Source organism: Xanthomonas prunicola (assembly GCF_002846205.1).
Taxonomy (GTDB): Bacteria; Pseudomonadota; Gammaproteobacteria; order Xanthomonadales; family Xanthomonadaceae; genus Xanthomonas; species Xanthomonas prunicola.
In genome coordinates this window covers 1393630-1415809 of the sequence record NZ_PHKV01000001.1, presented here as the reverse complement: position 1 = coordinate 1415809, position 22180 = coordinate 1393630, and the positions used below count along the sequence as shown (strand labels likewise).

At 63.7% G+C, this 22180-nt stretch carries 19 protein-coding genes; 5 read left to right on the top strand and 14 right to left on the bottom strand.

Annotated features, from left to right (window positions below; translation table 11 throughout):
- Positions 1–2: 2 nt before the first annotated feature.
- Positions 3–1592 carry a thioredoxin family protein gene (locus tag XpruCFBP8353_RS06395; RefSeq protein ID WP_101362390.1) on the bottom strand — a complete coding sequence of 530 codons (1590 nt, stop codon included), beginning with the start codon at positions 1590–1592 and terminating at the stop codon, positions 3–5.
- Positions 1593–1760: 168 nt separating this feature from the next.
- Positions 1761–2765, bottom strand: coding sequence for a bile acid:sodium symporter family protein (locus tag XpruCFBP8353_RS06390; protein WP_101362389.1), 1005 nt, complete (start codon positions 2763–2765; stop codon positions 1761–1763).
- A gap of 371 nt (positions 2766–3136) precedes the next feature.
- Between XpruCFBP8353_RS06390 and XpruCFBP8353_RS06385 the strand changes: the two genes are divergently transcribed.
- Complete coding sequence (locus tag XpruCFBP8353_RS06385; protein WP_244298139.1) at positions 3137–4249, top strand: lipase family protein; 1113 nt, start codon at positions 3137–3139, stop codon at positions 4247–4249.
- Positions 4250–4401: 152 nt separating this feature from the next.
- Here XpruCFBP8353_RS06385 and dnaG read toward each other — a convergent pair whose 3' ends face one another.
- The 5 genes from dnaG to rpsU all read right to left on the bottom strand — a co-directional run bounded on the left by dnaG (position 4402) and on the right by rpsU (position 9525).
- Complete coding sequence (gene dnaG, locus XpruCFBP8353_RS06380) at positions 4402–6150, bottom strand: DNA primase (protein WP_101362387.1); 1749 nt, start codon at positions 6148–6150, stop codon at positions 4402–4404.
- Between the two features lie 88 nt (positions 6151–6238).
- Positions 6239–7201: a YihY/virulence factor BrkB family protein gene (locus XpruCFBP8353_RS06375; protein WP_101362514.1), complete on the bottom strand. Its 963-nt coding sequence runs from the start codon at positions 7199–7201 to the stop codon at positions 6239–6241.
- A gap of 425 nt (positions 7202–7626) precedes the next feature.
- Positions 7627–8475 (bottom strand): alpha/beta fold hydrolase, encoded by an 849-nt coding sequence (locus XpruCFBP8353_RS06370; RefSeq protein ID WP_207759578.1) that lies wholly within the window; start codon positions 8473–8475, stop codon positions 7627–7629.
- A gap of 122 nt (positions 8476–8597) precedes the next feature.
- Positions 8598–9044, bottom strand: coding sequence for a GatB/YqeY domain-containing protein (locus XpruCFBP8353_RS06365; protein WP_101362386.1), 447 nt, complete (start codon positions 9042–9044; stop codon positions 8598–8600).
- Positions 9045–9309: 265 nt separating this feature from the next.
- Entirely contained in the window at positions 9310–9525 is a 216-nt protein-coding gene (gene rpsU, locus XpruCFBP8353_RS06360) for a 30S ribosomal protein S21 (RefSeq protein ID WP_002808376.1), read from the bottom strand.
- A 279-nt stretch (positions 9526–9804) separates the two neighbouring features.
- Here rpsU and tsaD point away from each other — a divergent pair, with 279 nt between their 5' ends.
- The 3 genes from tsaD to XpruCFBP8353_RS06345 all read left to right on the top strand — a co-directional run bounded on the left by tsaD (position 9805) and on the right by XpruCFBP8353_RS06345 (position 13691).
- Positions 9805–10863 carry a tRNA (adenosine(37)-N6)-threonylcarbamoyltransferase complex transferase subunit TsaD gene (tsaD, locus tag XpruCFBP8353_RS06355; protein WP_101362385.1) on the top strand — a complete coding sequence of 353 codons (1059 nt, stop codon included), beginning with the start codon at positions 9805–9807 and terminating at the stop codon, positions 10861–10863.
- Between the two features lie 84 nt (positions 10864–10947).
- Positions 10948–11304 carry a dihydroneopterin aldolase gene (folB, locus tag XpruCFBP8353_RS06350; RefSeq protein ID WP_101362384.1) on the top strand — a complete coding sequence of 119 codons (357 nt, stop codon included), beginning with the start codon at positions 10948–10950 and terminating at the stop codon, positions 11302–11304.
- A 215-nt stretch (positions 11305–11519) separates the two neighbouring features.
- Positions 11520–13691: a glycoside hydrolase family 3 N-terminal domain-containing protein gene (locus tag XpruCFBP8353_RS06345; RefSeq protein ID WP_101362383.1), complete on the top strand. Its 2172-nt coding sequence runs from the start codon at positions 11520–11522 to the stop codon at positions 13689–13691.
- A gap of 397 nt (positions 13692–14088) precedes the next feature.
- Here the strand turns inward: XpruCFBP8353_RS06345 and XpruCFBP8353_RS06340 are convergent, their stop codons facing one another.
- Positions 14089–15267 carry a PQQ-dependent sugar dehydrogenase gene (locus XpruCFBP8353_RS06340; protein ID WP_101362382.1) on the bottom strand — a complete coding sequence of 393 codons (1179 nt, stop codon included), beginning with the start codon at positions 15265–15267 and terminating at the stop codon, positions 14089–14091.
- A gap of 184 nt (positions 15268–15451) precedes the next feature.
- Between XpruCFBP8353_RS06340 and yiaA the strand changes: the two genes are divergently transcribed.
- The gene (gene yiaA / locus XpruCFBP8353_RS06335) at positions 15452–15886 is read left to right on the top strand and encodes an inner membrane protein YiaA (RefSeq protein ID WP_101362381.1); all 435 of its coding nucleotides are present in this window, start codon (positions 15452–15454) and stop codon (positions 15884–15886) included.
- 54 nt (positions 15887–15940) lie between these two features.
- Here yiaA and XpruCFBP8353_RS06330 read toward each other — a convergent pair whose 3' ends face one another.
- The 6 genes from XpruCFBP8353_RS06330 to XpruCFBP8353_RS06305 form a co-directional block, all read right to left on the bottom strand.
- Positions 15941–16273: a hypothetical protein gene (locus tag XpruCFBP8353_RS06330; RefSeq protein WP_101362380.1), complete on the bottom strand. Its 333-nt coding sequence runs from the start codon at positions 16271–16273 to the stop codon at positions 15941–15943.
- A gap of 167 nt (positions 16274–16440) precedes the next feature.
- Positions 16441–16938 (bottom strand): hypothetical protein, encoded by a 498-nt coding sequence (locus tag XpruCFBP8353_RS06325; RefSeq protein WP_101362379.1) that lies wholly within the window; start codon positions 16936–16938, stop codon positions 16441–16443.
- A 214-nt stretch (positions 16939–17152) separates the two neighbouring features.
- Positions 17153–18469, bottom strand: a complete 1317-nt coding sequence (locus tag XpruCFBP8353_RS06320) for an APC family permease (RefSeq protein WP_101362378.1) — start codon at positions 18467–18469, stop codon at positions 17153–17155.
- Positions 18466–19242 carry a L,D-transpeptidase family protein gene (locus XpruCFBP8353_RS06315; protein ID WP_101362377.1) on the bottom strand — a complete coding sequence of 259 codons (777 nt, stop codon included), beginning with the start codon at positions 19240–19242 and terminating at the stop codon, positions 18466–18468. The genes XpruCFBP8353_RS06320 and XpruCFBP8353_RS06315 overlap by 4 nt, the downstream gene beginning before the upstream one ends.
- Before the next feature lie 366 nt (positions 19243–19608).
- Entirely contained in the window at positions 19609–20715 is a 1107-nt protein-coding gene (locus tag XpruCFBP8353_RS06310; RefSeq protein WP_101362376.1) for a dipeptide epimerase, read from the bottom strand.
- Positions 20712–22124 (bottom strand): C40 family peptidase, encoded by a 1413-nt coding sequence (locus tag XpruCFBP8353_RS06305; protein ID WP_101362375.1) that lies wholly within the window; start codon positions 22122–22124, stop codon positions 20712–20714. The genes XpruCFBP8353_RS06310 and XpruCFBP8353_RS06305 overlap by 4 nt, the downstream gene beginning before the upstream one ends.
- Positions 22125–22180 lie beyond the last annotated feature (56 nt).

Genomic DNA, 22180 nt, shown 5'->3' with positions numbered 1-22180 from the left:
GCTCAGCTCAACCAGCTGGCGCACTCGCTGGTGTTTTTGCTGTCGCAGCTGGATTGCATTTTCTGTTGCAGGCGCGCCAGCACTGCGCTGCCTTCATGGCGGTGCTGCTTGCTCCAGGCCTTCAATGCGGTGCCGAGCGTAGCGAAGCGCTGCCGGGTGCGTTGCCGGTACCCATCCGGTTGGCCAGCCAACTCGCCGATCACCTGCGTGGCAGCGCTCTCGATGCCGGCGGTGTCGTCGGGACTGAGCCGGATCAGCCCATCCACGTACATCACGCCCCACTGCACGCGGGTGGCAGGGCCTTGCGCGCTTTCGTAGGCCTTCCTGAGCCAGGACAGCGCGGTCTTCTTGTCGCCACGTTGTTCGGCCAGATCTGCCAGCTCGGGCATGTAGTAGTACGGCGTCTTGCTGCGCGACAGCTCCGCCAGCAGCAGTTGCTCGGCACCGCTGGCATCGCCCGCTTCTCCCAGCAACGCCGCGGCGGTGCTGATGGTGGACTGGCGCTCCTCATCGGTCTTGGCTGCGTCGCTGGCCCATTGCACGCGCTGGCGCACGAGATCGGCCACCTCGGTGGGAAGCGGCGGCTGCGGGCCTTTGGCCTCGGTCTCGGTGGGCTGGCCTTGCGCCAGGCGTGCCAGCTGGATGCGGGCATATGCAGTGCCGAGCCGGTCGGAGATCGGCAGTGAGGTGTCGGCGTAGACCTTGTCCAAGGCCTGATTCAGTGCGTTGGAAAGCGTAGTGCGTACGCCGGCCTCGTTGCTGGCGGCCGTGATCAGACGCGCCGGCATATAGCTCAGCGTGCCGAGATTGGCGCGTACTTCTGCCGGGTCGGCCAACACCGTTTCCAGCAAGGTGCGATTGGCGGCGCTGGCGGCCGGTGGATGCTTGGCAGCGCTAATGGCGGCCAGGGCGAAGCTGCGCTGCAGCGCCGGCTGTGGCGCCGCTGTCGAGAGCCGGGTCAGCACATTGGCGGCGTCGGCGGGCTTGACCAGCCGGTCGTCGGTGCCCCAGGCATAGCTGCCGAGCACGGCCCAATCGTCTGCGCTGAGCTGTTGCGGCGTGTGCAGCGCCTTGTCGAGCAATTGCTGTGCGGTGCTGGTGCTCTTGGCCGCAACCCGCAATACCTCGGCCAGGCGTGCGTTATCGGCATCGCCGGCCAGACGGGTGATTTCGCTGTGGTCCGGGCGTAGCACGATGATGGTGGGATAGCCCTTGACCCCGAAGCGCTCGCCCCAAGCCTGCGCGCCTTCGGAATCGCCATCCAGGTGCACGGCGACAAATTGCTGGGTGCGCGCGATGAAGGCCGGATCCTTGAACAGCGTGGCCTTCAGTCGATTGCAGGGCGGGCACCAGGCCGCGCCCCAGTACAACAGGATCGGCTTGCCGCTTTCCTTGGCTTCGGCAAAGGCGTCTTCCACGTCGCCCTCGCGCCAGGCGATGCTGGCAGCGGGCGCTGGCGTGGATGCAGCCTTGGTCTGCGCGGGAGCTGCGGGAGCTGCGGGCGGGGCGGGCTTGTTGCAGGCAGTCAGCGTGGCCAGCACCGCCAGCAGCGCGATCAAGGACGGGGAGGGGCGTCGAAACGACAGCGTCATGACAGTCACCGTGGGGCGGCAGGAGGTCGATCCAGCACTCTAGCGAGCGCGGGGGCGCGCAGGCGGACGTGCGTGATCACCGTTGTATATCTGCTTACAACCCGGACCTTCCGGCAATGCGAACTGCTGTCACGCGATGCGCAACGGCTGGGCGCTGACGATGCACCGTCAATGCGCCCCGGGCGCGCCTTGCGGCGCGTTTGGTGCATTGCGTGCATAACGCGCGGCCACAAACGCGCACACGATCAGCTGCAACTGGTGATACAGCATGATCGGCAACACGATCGCGCCCAGGCCGCCACCGGCAAACATCACCTTGGCCATCGGCACGCCGGTGGCCAGGCTCTTCTTCGAGCCGCAGAACACGATGGCGATCTCGTCGGCGCGGTTGAAGCCAAGCCGGCGCGCAATGAAGGTGATCGACAGCATGGCCACTGCCAGCAACAGTGCCGCCGCGCCCAGCACTGCGAGCAATGCCGGCAGTGGCGTCTTCTGCCACAGCCCTTCGTTCACCGACGCGCTGAAGGCGGTGTAGACCACCAGCAGGATGGTGCCCTGGTCGGTATAGCGCAGCACCGCGCGATGGCGCTCGACCCAACCGCCGATCCACGGGCGCATGAAATGCCCCGCCAGGAATGGCACCAGCAACTGCAGCAGGATCTTGCCGATGGCTTCGGCCGGGTGCGCCATCGCGCCCTGGCTGCCGACCATGGCGCCCATCAGCAATGGGGTAAAAAACACGCCCAACAGGCTGGACAGCGAGGCCGCGCACACCGCGGCCGGCACATTGCCGCGCGCCATCGAGGTGAATGCGATCGAGGACTGCACCGTGGACGGCAACGCGCACAGGAACAGCACGCCGATGTAGAGCTCCGGCGTCAGTGCGATATGCGCCAGTGGCTTGAACAACAGGCCGAGCAGCGGAAACAGTACGAACGTGCAGGCCAGGATCACCAGATGCAGGCGCCAATGCAGCGCGCCGGCCTTGACCGCTTCGCGCGAGAGCCGTGCGCCGTGCAGGAAGAACAGCGCGGCGATCGCCACATCGGTGACATCGTCCATGATCGCGGCGGCAGCGCCGGAAACCGGCAACAACGAGGCGAGCGTGACCGTGCACAGCAATGCAAGGGTGAAAGGATCGATGCGCAACCGCGCCAACCAATGTTTGATCATGGTGTGAAACTGGGGCAAGAGAGTGTCTAACGCAACCTGCATTGTAGAGTCAGTCGCTCGCTAAGGCATCGTGCCGGCCGTGGCGCTGCACCCACATGCGCCTACCCCGCAAGTCGTTTCGAAATTACGTGCAGGTCTCAGTTCGCGCAGCCCGGTATTGCTACATTTATTCAGCACTTGCACACGGCGCGCAGCTGCAGGCGACCACTCCATCAGTGGAGTCAGGTCATTCGACGTTTTCTATCGACCACAGGGAAAGGTGTGTCATGCCCTACGATCAATTCCAACGGACATTCGCGTTGTCGAGCCTGGCCAATTGGGTCAGCACGTGTACGGGCCCGCAATCCGTGCTGCAGGCGGACTGCCAGCAAATGCTGACTGATACCTTGTCTTTATCTTCCAACCAAAAGGTCATTGGCGACTGGCAATTGGTCTGGGGGCCGCAGGTCTGGCAGGCGCCGGATTCGGTGTTGTCCGGCAACGTCATGTATGTGGCGCATACCGCTGCGATGCCAGACGTTGGCGAAGCCTATGTGGTCGCACTGAGCGCTACCAATCCCAGGTCGCTCTACGATTGGTTCGGCGAGGATTTCGATGTCGCTTCCAGCGTGGATTTCGCCAGCTTCGATCCGTTGGCAAGCAGTGCACCTGTGGCGCTGAAGAAGCCCGTCGACCCGCAGGGCGTGACGATCTCGATGGGCACCGCCACGGGTGTGTGGCATCTGCTGAATATGGTCAGTCCGCAGACTGCGCTGGCGCCCAACACGACCCTGGTCGAATTTCTGCAAGCCTTGGGCAACACCGGCGCGACGGTGATCTTTACTGGACATAGTCTGGCCGGTGCGCTTTCGCCAACGTTGACGACCTGGTTGAAGACGCATGGCAAACTGGACGGGTTCGATCAGGTCTATTGCTACCCCACTGCGGGGGCAACGCCGGGCAATGCAGGCTTCGCAGCGCTATTTGCAGCGACCTTGCCATCGACGGGTGTGGGCGAAAAGCCCTACCAGATCTGGAATGCCGACTTGTGGAATACGCTCGATTGCGTGCCGCACGCCTGGGAAATTCCGATGTTGAATCAGATCAGGACGCTGTACGGCAACGCCAAGATCGGTGAAATCGATCTGCTCGTGGATCTGGCGATTCTCAACACCAAGGCATCTACCGTCAGCTATTGCCAGATCGACAATCAGTCCTTGACGGGAACCTCTACCGGCATACCGACGGATATCGGGCAATTTCTTGAGCAGATGAAGTCGCAGCACACCACTGCCTACGATAACTTGATCGCCGAGCCGATCAAGGCCGTGACCGGGAAGCAGCAGTGCCAGCAGGCCGACGCAATCGAGCAGCAGGCGCGCGATGCCTTGATCGACCGGCTGGTCACGCACGCCCGGCAGATCGAGGCCAGCGATGTGCAGGATGCGGAGACGACTGTCGCTGTGCTTGAGTCCATGGCAAACACCTTGTTCAAGCGGCTCTAGTGTCAGCAATGGCCACCGACGTGCCGAGCGCGTTGGCCTTCAGGCGTGATCGGCTATTGCAAGATTCCCAACGCTGGAGCAGGCCGGCGATTTCGCGCGTCAGCGCGGCGGTGCGGCATTGCTTGCCCTGACATGACGCCAGCGGAAGTGCATCACGACGCTGCGAGTGCCTTGAGCAGTTCGCGCATTTCGTATTTATCGGTGTCGTCCAGACCCTGCGCGCGCTGTTTGCCCTGCAGTTCTTCCACGCGCTGACGCAGCAGCTGTTTGTCGAGCTGGGCGACGACGTCGTGCAGCTCGATTGCCCAACTGTGTTCGTCGCCGGGCAGTTCCTGCGCCGCCAATTTTTGCAACGCGGCCTGCTCCTCGCGCTCGGCGAAGTGCTCCAGCAGCGCGCCCGTGCTGATGTCCGGGCGTTGCCGGACCAGATCCAGCAACTCCATCAACAAGTCGATACCAGGCAGGCGCAATCCGGAAAAATCATGAACGCCCTCCAGGCTCGCTGCCAATGACGGTCGTTGCAGCAGGATGGCGATCGATGCCCGTACCAGGCTGCGTTTCTGCGTGGGGGCACCCATGCGTGCAGGCGGCCGCGGCTTGGGTGCAGACTGCTGCGCGGACGCACCCGCACCAACGCCGGTCAAACGCGCCAGTTCCTGTTTCATCAAATCGCCGAACGCACCCTCGGGGATCTGCGCCAGCATCGGGCGCGCGCGTTCGGCCAGGCGTGCCTTGCCGTCGAGCGTGTGCAGGTTGATCTCGCGCGACATCTCGTCGAAGAAGAACTGTGACAGCGGGGTAGCCTGTTTCAGGCGCTGATCGAAGGCCTGCGCGCCTTCCTTGCGCACGATGGTGTCCGGGTCTTCGCCATCGGGCAGGAACAGGAAGAACGCCTGGCGGCCATCCTTCATGCGCGGCAGCACCGATTCGAGCGCGCGCCAGCCGGCCTTGCGCCCGGCGTTGTCGCCATCGAAGCAGAAGTACACATCCGGCGCATTGCGGAACAACAGCTCGGCATGTTCGGGCGTGGTGGCGGTGCCCAGCGTGGCTACCGCCTGGGTCACGCCGAACTGGAACAGCGAGACCACGTCCATGTAGCCCTCCACCACGATCAGCCGCTCGATCTTCTGATTGGCCTGGCGCACCTGCCACAGGCCGTACAACTCGCGGCCCTTGTGGAACAGCGCGGTTTCCGGCGAATTGAGGTACTTCGGCCCCGGGTCGCGGCCATCGGCCGGTGCACCCATGATGCGTCCGCCGAAGGCGATCACCCGGCCCCGGCGATCGAAGATCGGAAACATCACCCGGTCGCGGAACTTGTCGTAGACGTGGCCGCGATCGTTCTTGGAAAACAGCCCGGCCCGCTCGAGCACACTCATGCGGCGGGCATCGGTGCCCAGGGTGTCCTTCAATGCGCTGTAGCCATCGGGCGCATAGCCGATCTGGAAACGCGCACGGTTCTCCGCATCCACGCCGCGCCCGTCCAGATATTCGATCGCGCGCGCGCTGCCTTCGAGCTGACGCTGGAAGAACCTGGTGGCCGCTTCCAGTGCCGAATACAGCTCGCGGCTGTCGTCCTGCTGCTGCGGGGTGCGTTGCTGGGTCTCGCGTGGGATTTCCATGCCGGCGCGCTTGGCCAGCTCGTCGACCGCATCGAGAAATTCGAGGCGGTCGTAATTCATCAGGAAGCTGATCGCGGTGCCGTGCGCGCCGCAGCCGAAGCAGTGATAGAACTGCTTGGTCGGCGACACGGTGAACGAGGCCGAGCGCTCGTCGTGGAACGGGCAGCGCGCCGAATATTCCTTGCCCTGACGCTTGAGCGGCACGCGACCGCCCACCACCTCGACAATGTCGGTACGTGCGAGCAGTTCGTCGATGAATGCGTCGGGGATGCGGGCCATCCCGCTAGGATATCTCAGCGGCCTGCCGGCGCCCTGTCCCGCCATTCAGTGACTGCGTGCGCCAGCCATGCGGAAACCGCTGTTGTCCTCAGCCGCGTGGCAGCGGCACTGACTCCGACGCTGAAGACATGGGCGCTGCATCGGCAGGCGGTACGATCACCGGCGGATGTTCCGGGTCGACACCTGCCTCGCGCAGCTTGCGATGCGAGCGCACGCGCTCGTCGATCACCGCGGTGATCAACGCGCCCACAAAGAACACCACCGAGGCGTAGTACATCCATACCAGCAGGATGACCAGCGTCCCCATCGAACCGTACGCGCTGCCTGGCGCAGCGGTGGCGATATACACGCCAATGGCGTAGCGGCCCAGCGCAAACAGCAGCGCAGTGATGACGCCGCCCAGAAACGCCTGGCGCCAATCGACGGTGCGGTCGGGCAGATAGCGATACAGGAACGCGAATGCCAGCGAATACAGCGCCAGCGTCGTCACATATCCGACCGCAGGCAACACCGATGGCAGGCGTGCGAACACCACCTGCAGTGCGGTGGTGGCGATCATCGACACGATCAGCAAAAAGCCCAGTGCCAGGATCACGCCGAACGAGAACACGCGCTTTTTCAGCCACGCCATCAGGCCGTCCAGGCGTTGCTTGTCGGTACGAAAAATCAGGTTCAGGGCGTTCTGCAGTTGCGCAAACACCGCCGTGGCGCCGATGAACAGCAGCAGCGTGCCCCACAAGCCTGCCAGCGAGCCAACGCCGGGCTGAGCGGTGGCGTTGCGAATGATGGTCTGGGCCACTTCGGCAGCGCTGCCGCCCGCCAGTTGCGCGACCTGCTGCACCAACGCGTCCTGCGCGGGCGGATACAGCGAGGCCGTCAGCCACAACAGCAGGACCAGCAGCGGTGCGAGCGACAACAGCGCGTAGAACGACAACGACGCCGCCTGCGTCATCACGTCGATCTCAATAAAGCGGTTCAGTAGCGCCATCGGCACGCTGCGCTGTAGACGGCTCACGTGCTTATGCAGATAGGCGGTTGAAAGCGTCGTCACCGTCGGGAACATCCTTGGCGCATACCGTTGTACGCGCAGGTGACGCCAGAGCAAAGTTGGTATGCGGAAAGACCTTGCCCATGCCTGCGCTGTCCCGCTTTTCTAACAGGGCTGATCCAAAGATCGGGTGAAAGCGGTGAGGAAGGAGGGTCGATGGGCGAAGGCATGCAGCGTGGACCCTTGGCACTTAGCGATGCCCGCCGCAACGGGATGCTGTCCTGGCGTGAAGTACGCAGCGGGGGCAGCCTTTGGTGTATCTGCCGTGCAGCGTCATGCGTCCAGAGGCGTTACGAAATCCTGGTAATGATCGCGTGCCGGGGGGACAGAATGAAAGCCCTTCGATGCAAGGAGTCTCGCCTGCATCAGTGATTCGGATATCTCTTCCAGGAATTAATGCAGGGAGAGATCGAAGTACGACGCCATCGCTATTCGTAATGAAGGCAGGTCAGCACAGCTGTCGCAAATCGGGCTGGATCTTCCACCATCATGAGGTGGCCTGCATTCGGAATGTTTATCCGCATCGCGCATCCCGCATTGGCCCACTCCGGGACATCCCATCCCGCAGACGAGCGCGCTCCGGCAATGAGATACATCGGCGTTGATGAGGTGAGTAAATGACGGATGTCTGTCAAATACTGGTCTGCACCTGTCGCAGCGACAACGGCTTGCGCTTGCGCCCGGATCGTTGAAGCCGGTTGATTGGCCAGCCAGCTTCTCGCAAGGGTGGAAGTCCATGCGGTGATTGGAACTCCGGCAGCAGCGATCCAGGCATCGGGATCAGCTTTGTAGCGATCCATGATCGCAGTCACCTCGGTCAGTGGCTTTTGCGCAACCTGCCCGGACCAGAAGGCATCTTTCAGAGTGAAGTTGCCCTCGACACTGGTGAAGGAAGCGACGAGCTCTGGGTACAGGCTGCAGACCAGCACAGCGACTGCTCCGCCCACGGAATGCCCCACGAGATGAACCTTGTTTCTTGCAAGGCGACGAATGTATGCCGCAACGTGGTGCGCCTGATCCGTGAGGGTCAGGTTTTCCGGGGCACAATGCTTATAGTGTCCGTAGCCAAGTAAATCCGGTGCATAAACGTCTGCAGTTCCAAAAGCGGTCAGTATGTTCGGGTCTGCCAAATGTCCAAACAGACCATGTACGAGAACGATTGGAGAATTCAGCAAGACCATCATTAACTTCTGCTTCTTCAGGCGTTGCGGATCGATAACGTCCAGACGAGATGCTTTGATGGAAGCTCCGGTGGGAATCGTACTGCGCGATTGCACTATGCCGAGAGAGCTGCATGCTGTGCCGCAATCGCCGCAATCGCCGCAATCGCCGCAATCGCCGATCGCTGACCCGCCCGGACGCCCCGGCCGATTGGCGCAGGACGTCGCGGAGGTGGGGCTCAGCCGGCCAGGTGCTGCTTGACCAGGGTCGAGACCAGGCCCATGTCAGCCTGACCGGCCAGCTTGGGCTTGAGCGCGCCCATCAGCTTGCCGATGTCGGCCGGGCTGCTGGCGCCGGTCTGCGCGATGGCAGCCTGGATGGCGGCGACGATGTCGGCTTCGCCCATCTTGGCCGGCAGGTAGCGCTCGATGACCACGATCTCCTCGCGCTCGATCTGCGCCAGGTCTTCGCGTGCGGCGGCTTCGAACTGGCTGACCGAGTCCTTGCGCTGCTTGACCATCTTGTCGAGCACGGCGATGACGGCGGCATCGTCCATCTCGATGCGCTCGTCCACTTCCTTCTGCTTGATCGCGGCATTGATCAGCCGGATCACGCCCAGGCTGTGCTTGTCGCCGGACTTCATGGCGGCCTTCATGTCATCGGTGAGCTGCTGCTTGAGGGGCATGCGGTGACTCCTGAGTGTGGGTATCGAATGGTGGCCGAGGCGCCTGGACCCACTGGGTGCGTCGGCCGAAATGTAGGCGGGGCGCGCGTTGCAATCAGCACGGTGGGCGGCACGCGTCTCGCACGGGCTGCGCGATGTCGCTGACGCGCAACCGCGTGACAGACCAATGCAAAAAGCCGGCGACGCTTGCGCGTGCCGGCTCTTGGGTTCGCTCCCGGTGAGACGCGCCTTCAGCGCAGACCCACCGGCAAGGAACCGCGTTCGATCAGTACAAGCGCTGGCGCTTGGTGACGTCGCGCGAGGAACGACGCAGCTGACGCTTCACGGCAGCGGCAGCCTTGCGCTTACGCTCCTGGGTCGGCTTTTCATAGAACTCGCGCTTGCGGGTTTCGGCCAGCACGCCGGCCTTTTCGCAGGTGCGCTTGAAACGACGGAGCGCAAATTCGAAGGGCTCGTTCTCGCGGACTTTAACGCTGGGCATGTGTTCTCCAGAAAATGGGATTTCCGTCCGGGAGCCCCGGGCGGGTGCGAGCGGACTCGCGTGACGGAATTTCCGGGTTGCCCCGGCGAGCCGCGCATTATAACGACTTGCCAACGACCTGCAAGCCCCCGGCAGAATTTCCTGGCACGACACTGATAAAGCGTGCGCCCGGGCCGGATATGGCCAAGATCACGGGGCGACGCAGCCTATCGTCATCGGCCAATCTGCGCAGCCCAAAAGCTGCGAAAATACGTACATGTCTGTACCTGCCGAGCTGCCGTGAAAGTCCTTGGGATCGAATCATCGTGCGATGAGACCGGTGTAGCGGTCTATGACACCGCGTTGTCCGGTGTACCGGCGCTCCGCGCCCACGCGGTCTACAGTCAGATCGCGCTGCATGCCGAATATGGCGGCGTGGTGCCGGAGCTGGCCAGCCGCGACCACGTGCGCAAGCTGCTGCCGCTGATCCGCCAGACCCTGGGCGAGGCCGGGCTGGGCATCGACGAACTGGATGGCGTGGCCTACACCGCCGGCCCGGGCCTGGTTGGCGCCTTGCTGGTCGGTGCCGGGGTAGCGCGTTCGCTGGCCTGGGCACTGGATGTGCCGGCAATTGGCGTGCATCACATGGAGGGCCACCTGCTGGCACCGTTGATGGAGGACGACCCGCCGGAGCCGCCGTTCGTGGCCTTGCTGGTGTCGGGCGGGCATACCCAATTGGTGTCGGTGAAGGCGCTGGGAAGCTACGAAGTGCTGGGCGAGACCCTGGACGATGCGGCGGGCGAGGCCTTCGACAAGACCGCCAAGATGATGGGCCTGCCGTATCCGGGCGGCCCGCAGCTGGCGGCATTGGCCGAAACCGGCACGCCGGGGCGCTATAAATTCGCGCGGCCGATGACCGACCGACCCGGCCTGGATTTCAGTTTCAGCGGGCTCAAGACCCAGGTGCTGTTGGCCTGGCGGTCCAGCGATCAGTCGGACACCACCCGGGCGGACATTGCGCGCGGCTTCGAGGACGCGGTGGTGGACACCCTGGTCATCAAATGCCTGCGCGCTCTGGATGCGGCCGAGTGCAATACGTTGGTGGTGGCTGGCGGCGTGGGCGCAAACAAGCGCTTGCGCGCGCGCCTGCAGGAGGCTGCGCAGCGCCGCAGCGGCCGGGTCTGCTTCCCACGCCCGGCCTTGTGTACTGACAACGGCGCAATGATTGCCTTCGCTGGTGCGCTGCGGCTGCAAGCCGGCGAGCGCGCCGACGCGTCGGTGCATGTGACGCCGCGGTGGGATATGGCTGCGCTGCCGCCATTGGCGGCGAGGGAATCGGCAGTGGGGAATCGGGACTAGTGAAGAGCGGTACTCCGAGCCTTTCCCTACGTGCGCCGTTGCCTTTGCTTCTACCCATTTCCGACTCCCGACTCCCGATTTCCCATGGATAAAGTGTTTATTGAAGGTCTCGAAATCGATGCGCTGATCGGCATCTACGACTGGGAGCGGCGCATCCGCCAGACCTTGCGGTTCGATCTGGAGATGGGGTTCGACAACCGTCTTCCGGCGGCCAGCGACGACATCGCCGATACGCTGAACTACAAGGCGGTAAGCAAGCGCTTGGTCGAATTCGTGCAGGCGTCGAACTTCGGGCTGGTCGAGACGCTGGCCGAGCGCTGTGCGGCGATCGTGCTGGACGAATTCGGCGTGCACTGGCTGCGGCTGAAGCTGAGCAAGCCCGGTGCGGTGCGCGGCGCGCAGGCAGTGGGCGTGATCATCGAGCGGGAACGGGCGGTCTGATTGCCGCCGGCCGTATGTCGCGCTGGCCACGTTCGCTCCGTGGGGTGCCACGGGGTGCCGGAGCAAGGGGCGCGACGTTGCCAATCCGGCGCGCCCACGCGCAGTCCAACCGGGCTCTACGCCTCCAATCCCGACTCCCGGCCCTCAAAACTTGCCTTCCCGCAGGCGCGTCAGGCTAGAATTGACGGCCATGTAAACGTTTTCTCAAGGATCTCATGGCTGCTGATCGCATCGAAACCCTGATTGCCCGGATGACCGTCGAAGAGAAGGTCGGACAGTTGGGTGTGTTCGCCGACATGGTGCGGCCGTTCGCGCCGGACGTGAATCCCGAAGCCAACGTGCTCAATGCCGACGAGGTGTTGCAGCAGGTGCGCGCCGGCCGGGTCGGCTCACTGTTCAACGGCGTCGGCGCCGCGCTGGGCGCGCAAATCCAGAAAGTCGCGGTGGAAGAGAGCCGCCTGGGCATCCCGGTGATCCTGGCCGCCGATGTGATCCACGGCATGCGCACGGTGTTCCCGATCCCGCTGGGCGAGGCGGCCAGTTTCGAGCCCGAGCTGGCCGAGCGCACCGCGCGCGCCACCGCGATCGAGGCCACCGCTGCCGGCCTGCACTGGACCTACGCACCGGCCGTGGACATCGCCCGCGACCAGCGTTGGGGCCGTGGTGCCGAAGGTGCCGGCGAAGACGTGTTGCTGGGCGCCGCCTTTGCCGCCGCCCGCGTGCGCGGGTTCCAGGGCAGCGACCTGACCGCCCATGATTCGCTGCTGGCCACGCCGAAGCATTTCGCCGCTTATGGCGCGGTGGCTGCGGGCATGGAATACAACACCGTCGATATTGCGCCGCAAACCTTGCGCGATGTGCACTTGCCGCCGTTCAAGGCGGCCTTCGATGCTGGTGCACTGACCGTGATGTCGTCCTTCAACGACATCAACGGTGTGCCGGCCAGCGCCAACCATGAGTTGCTGACCGAGATCCTGCGCGGCGAATGGCAGTTCCCCGGCTTGGTGATTTCCGATTACACCGCCGATATGGAATTGATCGCGCACGGTTATGCCGCCGATGAGCGCGACGCGACCAAGAAGGCCTTCCTGGCCGGTCTGGACCTGAGCATGCAGAGCGGCTTCTATGCCGCGCATCTGCCGTCGCTGGTGGAAAGCGGCGAGGTGCCGGTGGCGATGTTGGATGCCAGCGTGCGGCGCATCCTGCAGCTGAAAGAAACGATCGGCTTGTTCGACAATCCGTATCGCTCGCTGGACCCGGCGCGCGAAGCCGACACCGCGCATCTGCCAGCGCACGATGCGCTGTCGCGCGATGCGGCGCGGCGTTCGATCGTGCTGCTGAAGAACGAGGGCGCACTGCTGCCGCTGAAAAAGAGCGGCCAACGCATCGCGTTGATCGGCCCATTCGTGCAGGACCGCGAGAACATCGAAGGCTGCTGGACCCTGTTCGGCGATCAGGAACGCTACGTGACGCTGGAGCAGGGCGTGCGTGCGGTGGTCGGCACCGAAGACCTGAGCGTGGTGCCCGGTTGCGGCCTGGAAGAAGCGTTGCCGGGCGGTATCTCCGCGGCGATCGATGCTGCGCAGGCGGCGGATGTGGTGGTGCTGGCGTTGGGCGAGCCGCAGCGCTTCAGTGGCGAGGCGCAATCGCGCACCGAGATCACCTTGCCGGCGGCGCAACAGGCGCTGGCCGAAGCGATTGCAGCGACCGGCACGCCGATGGTGGTGTTGCTGCGGAATGGCCGCGCGCTGGCCTTGAGCGGTGCGGTGCGCGATGCCGACGCGATTGCGGTGACCTGGTATCTGGGCACGCAGACCGGCACCGGCGTGGCCGATGTGCTGTTCGGCGACTATAACCCGTCAGCGCGTTTGCCAATCAGCTTCCCGCAGGTCACCGGGCAGCAGCCGTACTTCTACAATCATCTGCGCACCGGCCGCCCGGAGTTACCGACCCTGTCCGAGTACAAGGCGCGTTGGCGCGAGATGCCAAACGAGCCGCTGTATCCGTTCGGGCATGGCTTGAGCTACACCACGTTTGCGTATGCGCAGCCGCAATTGAGTGCGGCGCAACTCGGTTGGGATGACACGCTGACCGTTACCACGCGCGTCACCAACACCGGCAAAGTCGCAGGCGAAGAAGTGGTGCAGTTGTATGTACACGACCGCGTGGCCAGCCGCGTGCGCCCGGTGCGTGAGCTCAAGGGGTTCTGCAAGGTGCTGCTGCAGCCGGGCGAGAGCCGGGACGTGGTGTTCACGTTGGCGCGCGATGCGTTGGCATTCACCAATCACAAGGGCGTCTTCGGTGCCGAGCCAGGTCTGTTCGACGTGTGGGTATGCGCGTCGGCCAAGAGCGGCGAGGCAGTGACTTTCGAGCTGCTGGAAAGCTGACAGCGGTAGGCTTTGGGGCGCGGCCGGCATGTAGGCTGCGCTCTTGAGCGAACTGCGCGGGAGTTAGGCCAACGCTGTTGCTGTCGATACGTGACTGGTGCTGGCAGTTGCGCAGCGATGACCGCAGCAGGGAGTGCTACATCACTCAACTAGCGCGCTGCATCGACGTACCACATTAACAAGACCGACGTGCATCCTCGCCCGACGGTGATGCCGTTTATCCTCACGATCGCCAGCGCTCCAACAGCGCGTGGCGATCGTGCGAACCGGGTGAACCAGTGCGACAGCAGGAAGTGCCGGCTGACGTAGTGCTTGCGCGCGATGACGACTGTCCAATGTCGCCATCGCGCCAGTCGATGCATCAAGCCAGTTGCATCAGCGCATACCTCGCACCCACTCAAGCGTCGTTCTCGACCGCCGCCTTGCTCTTGGGCGTGAGTTTCAGCAAACGTCCGGTGCTGCCACTGGCTTCGTCTTCGAGCAGCCACAGCGCGCCGTCCGGGCCTTGCTCCACTTCGCGGATGCGTGCGCCCATGTCGTAACGGGCCACTTCACGCGGTTGGTCGCCCAGCGACACCTGCACCAGCGCCATCGACGACAGCCCACCGATAAAGCCATTGCCGCGCCATGCCGGGAACTGCTTGCCGCTGTAAATCACAAAGCCAGCAGGCGAAATCACCGGCGTCCAGCTGATCTTTGGCGCGGCGAACTCCGGGCGCGTGTTGTGGTCCGGGATCGGCGTGCCGTCGTAGTTGTCGCCGTTGGAGACGATCGGGTACCCGTAGTTGGCGCCGCGCTGGATCAGGTTCAACTCATCGCCACCGAGCGGGCCCATTTCGTGTTCCCACAGGCGTCCCTTGCTGTCGAAGGCCAGGCCGAGAATATTGCGGTGACCCAACGACCACACCTGCGCGGCAACGCCGCCTTGCGCAACGAAGGGGTTGTCGGCCGGCACGCTGCCGTCGTCATTGAGCCGGATCAGCTTGCCGAGGTTGGCTTTCATATCCTGAGCGGGGGTAAATTTCTGCCGTTCGCTGGAGCTGATCCACAGCTTGCCATCCGGCCCGAAAGCCAATCGATGCCCGAAGTGGCCATTGCCGGTGACCTTGGGGTCCTGGCGCCAGATCACGTTCAGGTCCGACAGCACGCCGCCGCCGGTTGCATCCAGGGTGAGCTTGGCGCGCGCCACCGCAGCGCCGCGTGTGTCGCCCTCGCCCGGCTCTGCGTAACTGACGTAGACCAAGCCGTTCTTGGCGAAACGCGGATGCGCCAGCACATCGCCAAAACCGCCTTGGCCGCCGTAAGCGACGGCCGGAACGCCGGTGATGGCGCTCTTGCGTTTGGTCTTGGGGTCCAGCCGCATCAACGCACCGCGCTTTTCGCTCACCAGCAATGTGCCATCGGGCAGGAAGGTCATTGCCCAGGGTTCGTCGAAATCGGCAACCGTAGTGGCCTGAAATGGCCACTGTGCTTTGGGGATCGAGGCCGCGGGAGCGGCGGCGGGCGCGGCAGCTGCAGCGCCGGTAGTGAACAAGGTGGCCGCGCAGGCCAGAGCAAGCAAACGTCGGGCAGACATGGAATCCTCCTGGGGATAGGGCGTGGTGACGCTGCAGCCCTCCCGCAACGTGTCCCGCGTCGGGTTTTCAAGTACCTTACACGACGCCGCCGGGGTCGCCTTTGTTGCAGATCACTGTCTGCAAGACGTCCGCGTCTCACATCGTTGTATGTCATGCATCGTTTCACCATGAAAAGGAGTTTCCATGGCCACGCAAAAAACCTCGCCTGCTTTTATCGCCGCATCCTGGGCCGCATTGTTGCTAGGCGGTGCGGCGTATCTGATCGGATTGTGGAATGCCCAGATGCTGCTCAACGAGAAGGGTTACTACTTCACGCTGCTGTTGTTCGGTTTGTTCGCATCGGTGTCATTGCAGAAGAGCGTGCGTGACCGCGCCGATGGGATTCCGGTCACCGGCTTGTACTATGCCATTTGCTGGTTTTCGCTGATCGTGGCGTTGGTGCTGCTGACCATCGGTCTGATCAACGCAACGCTGTTGCTGAGCGAAAAAGGCTTTTACGCAATGGCCTATGCGCTGAGCCTGTTTGGTGCGGTTGCGGTGCAGAAGAATACCCGCGATGCGATGGAGATCGATGACGCATCGCGCAGTGCGCGGAGCGTGCCGCCGGCACTCGACTAATACATGAGAGATCGTGCGATGCAACAACGCCACCTTGACGGTGGCGTTGTCGTTTCAGCGCTTATGTGTCTCGTCGCCAGTCACCAAGTCGGCTGCGTTTTCCCAGGCGCGCCTGACTGCGTGCCGTGCCTTGCTCCAACTGAGGGAAGACGTTCCGCGCTTGGTTTCCCAATCGCGATGCAATTCGGCTTCAACCTGGTCGTAGGCGCGCGCGTTGTCGCGGATGCGCGCTTCATGGCCTGCGAGGTAAGCGCCTTCATAATCTTCGTAGCGATCGCCTTCGGTGTAGTACGGTTCTTCGGTGAAGCGTTCGCGCCAATACGTCGATACGTTCTGACTGCGGTCTTCGTCCGGTGCACGGCCCGGAATCTGATACGGCACGTTCATGCGCGTCTCCGTGGTGGATGTGCGTTCTACCGTAGGTCGCTTGCTGTTAATTTCATTGCCAGGGCGAGTGAGGGGAACATCAAAGCCGCAGGTCCACGCAGTGCAGGACGACCACATTCGAACGGACTATCGCTGCGGCCCGGCACGCATGGTGTCTTGCCTGCGATTCAGGTGGTCGCTGAGGCGGCTTCATACGGCAATGCTGTCGCGCCAGCGGCCACCATCGCTGGCGCGGCATCCTGCAATGCCGCTTGCTCGGCATCAAGGATGACCAACACGCGCCCGGACTGGATTTCGTCTTCGAACTGACGGCGTACCGGATCGGGCACCGTCGCACCGATCAATGCCGACGACCAGCTGCCGACCAGTGCGCCAGCCAACGCCATGACGCCTGCGCCCGCCAAGGTCAGCCCGATCGGTGGCACGGCAATGGCCACCAATCCTGCCACCAGACCGGCCGCACCGCCGGTGGCCGCGCCACGTGCGGCCGCAGGAAGGAAATCGGTCTTTGCGTCCTTGCGTTCGTCCGGCACATCCTGCAATTCGATATCAGAGCGGGCGATCAATGACAGCGCATCGTTATCGATCCCCGCGCTGCGTGCCGCCTGCAGAACACGTTGCGCACTGTCGAGATCGGCAGTGCTGTAGACATGGCGCTGTTTCATCGCGAGCTCCCGTAAGCTGAGAGCCGCAGCGTTGGACGCACGCGGTTAGGCGTGCGTGAGCGCTGCGCGAGAGTGCTGCGAAACGTCTGGTTGCGATGGAGCGAGCGCGTTGCCGTCAGCCGAGGTCGGCCAGTATCCGACGCTCCGTTGTAGTGCGCGTACTGCAGTGACTGCGCGTGCTCCAATTCCGGTAAATAACGACGCCGTAGCGCGCTCAGCTGTTCTCAACTTGCTTGCGCGGAAATAGATAAAACGCCCAGCCGACCAACAGCGCGACGCCTGCAGCGGCCAGGTTCTGCCAGCTGGCGCTGGCCAGCAAGCCCAGCGACAGCAACAAGGCGGCGATGGGGATGGCCGGGCCGCCAGGCAGGCGTAAGGTATCGGTGCGTTGTCGGTACCTGCGCGCCAGCACGATCACCGCCGCTGCGGTGCCGATGTAAGCGAACAGGCGCGTGACCATCGACAGTAACGCCAGCTGCGTAAACGATCCCGACAATGCCAGTGCAAGCGACAGCACGCCCTGGGTAAGCACTGCTGCGGCAGGCGTGTGGAAGCGCGGATGCACGCGTGCCAGGAACGCCGGTCCATACCCATCGCGAGCAAGCGCAAACAGAAAACGCGGACCCAGCATCACCGTGTTGCTGGTGGTGCCGAGGATGGAAATGGTGGCACCCACGGTCAGGATCAGTGCCAATGCTTCGCCACCGAATCGGCTTGCTGCATCTGCCAACGGTGTGGGCGAGGCGGCAAGATTCGGTAGCGTGCCCTGGGCTATCACCTGCACCGCGGCGTAGATCAGGGTCACGGTGACGATCATGGTGATCAAGGCGAAGGGCACATCGCGCCGCGGGTTGCGGTACTCGCCAGCGGCTGCGGGAATGTTTTCGAAACCCGCGTAGGCAAATAGCAGCAACAAGGCCGCTTCACCGAGATTGCCCAGGTCACGCAGATCGGGCGTGGTGCCGGCAAACGCCCACGACCAATCCACATAGAACACACCGATCGCCACGAACAGCAGCAATGGCACCAGCTTGCCGATCACCAGCGCGATGCCAGTGCGCGCGGCCGATTTGACGCCGATCACGTTGATGGCAGTGAGCAGGCCCAACGAGCCGACCACCACCAACGAGCGCGCCCAGGTATCGGTAGAGGCGGTGGGCCAAAACCGCGCGACTGCATCGGCCAGACCATTGCTCAAAGCGGCAGCCGAACTGATGCGGGTGAGCCAGATCATCCAGCCGATCTGAAAGCCGACGAACGGGCCGAATGCTTCGCGCGTGTAGAGATAGCTGCCGCCCGGCGTATCGAAGTAGCTCGCCGCCTGCGCGTAGCACAGCACCAGCAAGGCCACCGCCAGGCCAGCCAGCATCACCGCCCACAGGCTCATCGGCCCCAGCAGGGCGGCAGTCGCGGCAGGTAGTAAATAAATGCCGCTGCCGATGACATCGTTGATCGACAGGCCGACGATCTGCCAGCGGCTGACGACACGGACCAACCCCGTTGCATCCGGTGCAGGCTGCGGTGTGCTCATGGCGCCTCCTCGGTCAGTGCAGGCAAGTGCCACGCAGTGTGCAGACGTGCGTACTCTGCGCGTGGCAGCAGCACGAACAGCGGGTGATCGTCCGGCTTCAGCCAGGCGAGCAGGCGTTGCATGTCGGCCGCTGCCATCGCGGTGCAGCCGGCGGTGAACTGGCCCGGCGTGCGCCATAGATGCGCGAAAATGCAGCTGCCGCGTCCGGGAATGGCCTTGGGATTGTGCACGATCATAAAGCCCTCGCTGTAGCGCGCATCGCCTGCGTGGCGCAGATCCAGGCGCATCGGTTCGGTCGAGCCGGCCACGGCTGCATCGCCCACTTGCGCGGCATCGACGATGCGGTTGTAGAGCGGCGAGCTGGGCACATCCATGCAGTAATGGGTGGCGCTCATCGCCTGGTATGGCATTGCGCTGTCGATACTCGGCGAGTAGCCAAAAGCCGGACCGATGGCGAAGACGCCGGCAGGGCTGCGGCCATCGCCCTCGCGTTTTTGCGGGCCCTGCGGCTGCGCCGGATGCAGGCCCTCGCCCCACGCACTGCCATGCCGCCCTAGCGCGACTGCAAAGCTCTGCGCAGCCGGCTGCCATTTGCCATCCACATGGGTGAACGTCTGCAGGCGCGCCTGCGTGCTGTTCCAGCCCGGAGTGATCACCACGATCAACGTGCGTGCCTGATTCAAGGCATCGATTGGGTCGGCGGCGACGGCGAGACTGCTACAGCTTGCGAGCGCCAACAGCACGAAGGGTCGAAACACGGGGGCAAGGTGCATGCAGGCTCCAGGTGTTGGGTCGAGCGGGATGAGTCTAGGGCGATACATGGTCGTCTGGAGACGGAGCGCTAGGGTGGTGCTGCGTGACCGACGCCGTGTTGTCGCTACGCCGTGTTGTCGCTACTGTACTCAGCAATGCGGTTGCGTGGTGCATGTGCGTGCGATGTCTATGCGCGCTGTTGGTAGCGGCATATCGTGGCGAACACCTCTTGTTTGGTGTCGTTTCGTTTTTTAATGCGTGATTTCGTCAAGGAGCGAGTGCAGAGCGTTTGGGTGCGCCCGGCGATCAGAGCCGGCTCGTATATCTCATGCACTCCGGCTCCTTTGCGCGGTCAACGTCTACCTGGCGACTGCTCGCGACGTGCGTTAACCGCTCTTCTCCGGCAATAGCTCCAGCCCACGAATACGACAGATACCCAGCCCGGGCGAATCGTCGATATGGATCTGCGCCTCGTCGAACTGGACGCCGCCCTCGGTGGGATCGAACTGCCCAAGCGCGGGTGCATCCAGATCTGCCAGGGTGATGCTGTCGGCCTTGGCGACCGCCAGATGCACCGCAGCGGCGACGCTGATGCTGGATTCGATCATGCAGCCGATCATGCAAGGCAACCCATACAGCCCGGCGATATCGGCGATGCGGATGGCGTTGGACAGCCCGCCGGTCTTCATCAGTTTGATGTTGATGATGTCGGCGGCGCGACGCTGGATCAGGTCGATCACCTGTGTGGGCGAGAAGACGCTTTCGTCGGCCATCGTCGGCGTGTCGATGCGTGCGGTGACGAAGGCGAGCCCCTCAAGGTCGGCCGCCTTGACCGGTTGCTCCAGCAACTCCAGCGCGATGCCGCCATCTTCCAGCATGCGCATGGTACGCACCGCTTGTTTGGGCGTCCAACCTTGATTGGCATCCAGCCGCAGCGTCGCGCGCCCGGCGACCGCCGCATGGATCGCCGTGACACGTTCGACATCCGAATCGATGTCCTTGCCGACCTTGATCTTCAGTGCGCGATAGCCGCGTGCGAGCGCCGCTTGCGCTTGCGCCACCATGGTGTCGATGGCATCGGCGCTGATGGTGATGTCGGTGGTGATACGCGGCGTGCCGCCACCGAGCAGTTGGTACAGCGGCGCGCCGAACGCCTGCGCCCACAGGTCGTACAGCGCGATTTCCACGGCGGCTTTGGCGCTGGTGTTGCGTTCGAGTGCATGTTGCACAAGCCCGCAGAGCCGGTTGAGATCGGCCACGTCCTGGCCGATCAGTTTGGGGCCGATGCAGTGTTGGATCGCAGCAACGATGCTGCCATGCGTATCGCCGGTGATGGGCGCGGTGGCCGGCGCGGCGCCATAGCCGATGTGGCCGCAGTCGGTCTGCAACAGCACCACGACATCCTCGATTGCCTGCACGGTACGCACGGCCGTCTTGAACGGGGTTTTCAATGGCACGCGCACCATGCCAAGCCGACAGCCAGTGATCTTCATGGGGTGTCCGTTGGTGCAACGCGCTGGATGCGGGTGATGTGGTCGATGAATGCAGTGCCATCGCTAGCGAGCAGTGGCAGCAACGGTGTCACCGACACACCATTCAAACGCGCGCGCTGCACGCTGCCATCGGCGGCGCGGTAACTGGCGCCGGCCACATCATGGATCACCCATGGCGCGCCACCTGCGTGCCCGATCACCAGCATGACATGGCCAGGGATATAGATCAGATCACCGACCTGCAGTTGTGCGAGCTGCCGCAAACGTCTCGGCAGCGGTGCAGCTGTATCGAAAGGAACGCTGCGCAACACGGTGCTGCGCGCCTGGTCGCCGGTATTGCGGGGCAGTGCGATGCCGAGGCTGCGATAGACATCCAGCACGAAGCCGCTGCAATCGCGCGCGTTGTAATCGTTGCCCCAGCCATAACGTTCGCCGAGGAATTTGAATGCCTGCCGCAGCAAAGCGGCATCGGTTACCGGCAAGGCGCCGATGTGCACATCGGCAGCGCTTGGGATCAGGGCGGGCACCAGCTGCAAACGGCCATCGGCGCTGCGCAGTGACACTTGCACCACATAGGCCGCCAGCGGCAGCTGGCCGTTGACCGGCTGCTGTGGCGGCCAGTCACCGAGCAGTGGCAAGGTGCTGCCCATGTCCAGCGTGAGTGCAGAAATCGCCGGGCTTTCGGGGGTGTAGGCGGTCTGCGTGCGGGCTGCGGTAACGACCAAGCGCGGGCCACGTCGTGCGTAATCCAGCACCTCGGCGCGGCTACTTTCGGCGAGTCGTGCGCTTGCGATCCACGCGGCGTAATTTGCGGCAATCACGAACTTCCACGCCCCATCTGCGCTGCTGTGCAAGATCGCGACCGGCGTGCCGGGATACAGCGCCGATTCCTGGAAGCGGTCGATATCGCGGTCGTCGGTACCGGTGAACACACGCTGCGCGGTGGGGAAGGTCCGCAGTGCTGCACGCGAAACCACCAGCGCAAAGCGCAGCGGGACCCGCGCGGGAAGCGCATCCAGTGCCAAGGCTTTACGTAACGCGGCTAAATGTGTGCCATCCACGCGCTTCCCGTCTGCCTCGTACAGCGGTCGGGTTGGCGTGGCCGACACTGCCTCGATGCGTGCGCGCACTTCGGTTGCGGCCAGCATGTCGGGCAGCTGCGCGATGTCGTGCATCGATGCATCGTCGCGTAGCAGTTGTGCGTTGAAATCAGCGATCTGCACGGGAGTCATCCGTGGCGTCTGCGCATTGCGGCTGCGCTTGATCCAATATTCTGGGGTGAGCTGTGCATCGCTAACGACGAAGGGCGGCGCGTGTGCAGCCGGCGCGCCGGCAGGTGCGGACAGGGCGCTGCGGGGCAGGGCGAGTGCGATCAGCAGCAGTATCAGCAAGCGGCGCGACAATGACATGCAGAGCTCGGGGTGAAGGCAGCTGCTGGCGAGCTGCGGAGGAACGTTGATAGTGG

What these genes read in the sequence shown, in the direction of transcription:
- XpruCFBP8353_RS06315 (WP_101362377.1), bottom strand. Translation starts at nt 19,242, where the DNA reads ATGCACCTTGCCCCCGTGTTTCGACCCTTCGTGCTGTTGGCGCTCGCA.
- dnaG (WP_101362387.1), bottom strand. Translation starts at nt 6,150, where the DNA reads ATGGCCCGCATCCCCGACGCATTCATCGACGAACTGCTCGCACGTACC.
- yiaA (WP_101362381.1), top strand. Translation starts at nt 15,452, where the DNA reads ATGGCCACGCAAAAAACCTCGCCTGCTTTTATCGCCGCATCCTGGGCC.
- XpruCFBP8353_RS06390 (WP_101362389.1), bottom strand. Translation starts at nt 2,765, where the DNA reads ATGATCAAACATTGGTTGGCGCGGTTGCGCATCGATCCTTTCACCCTT.
- XpruCFBP8353_RS06395 (WP_101362390.1), bottom strand. Translation starts at nt 1,592, where the DNA reads ATGACGCTGTCGTTTCGACGCCCCTCCCCGTCCTTGATCGCGCTGCTG.
- rpsU (WP_002808376.1), bottom strand. Translation starts at nt 9,525, where the DNA reads ATGCCCAGCGTTAAAGTCCGCGAGAACGAGCCCTTCGAATTTGCGCTC.
- XpruCFBP8353_RS06330 (WP_101362380.1), bottom strand. Translation starts at nt 16,273, where the DNA reads ATGAACGTGCCGTATCAGATTCCGGGCCGTGCACCGGACGAAGACCGC.
- XpruCFBP8353_RS06365 (WP_101362386.1), bottom strand. Translation starts at nt 9,044, where the DNA reads ATGCCCCTCAAGCAGCAGCTCACCGATGACATGAAGGCCGCCATGAAG.
- XpruCFBP8353_RS06310 (WP_101362376.1), bottom strand. Translation starts at nt 20,715, where the DNA reads ATGAAGATCACTGGCTGTCGGCTTGGCATGGTGCGCGTGCCATTGAAA.
- XpruCFBP8353_RS06340 (WP_101362382.1), bottom strand. Translation starts at nt 15,267, where the DNA reads ATGTCTGCCCGACGTTTGCTTGCTCTGGCCTGCGCGGCCACCTTGTTC.
- XpruCFBP8353_RS06325 (WP_101362379.1), bottom strand. Translation starts at nt 16,938, where the DNA reads ATGAAACAGCGCCATGTCTACAGCACTGCCGATCTCGACAGTGCGCAA.
- XpruCFBP8353_RS06320 (WP_101362378.1), bottom strand. Translation starts at nt 18,469, where the DNA reads ATGAGCACACCGCAGCCTGCACCGGATGCAACGGGGTTGGTCCGTGTC.
- XpruCFBP8353_RS06305 (WP_101362375.1), bottom strand. Translation starts at nt 22,124, where the DNA reads ATGTCATTGTCGCGCCGCTTGCTGATACTGCTGCTGATCGCACTCGCC.
- folB (WP_101362384.1), top strand. Translation starts at nt 10,948, where the DNA reads ATGGATAAAGTGTTTATTGAAGGTCTCGAAATCGATGCGCTGATCGGC.
- XpruCFBP8353_RS06345 (WP_101362383.1), top strand. Translation starts at nt 11,520, where the DNA reads ATGGCTGCTGATCGCATCGAAACCCTGATTGCCCGGATGACCGTCGAA.
- XpruCFBP8353_RS06385 (WP_244298139.1), top strand. Translation starts at nt 3,137, where the DNA reads ATGCTGACTGATACCTTGTCTTTATCTTCCAACCAAAAGGTCATTGGC.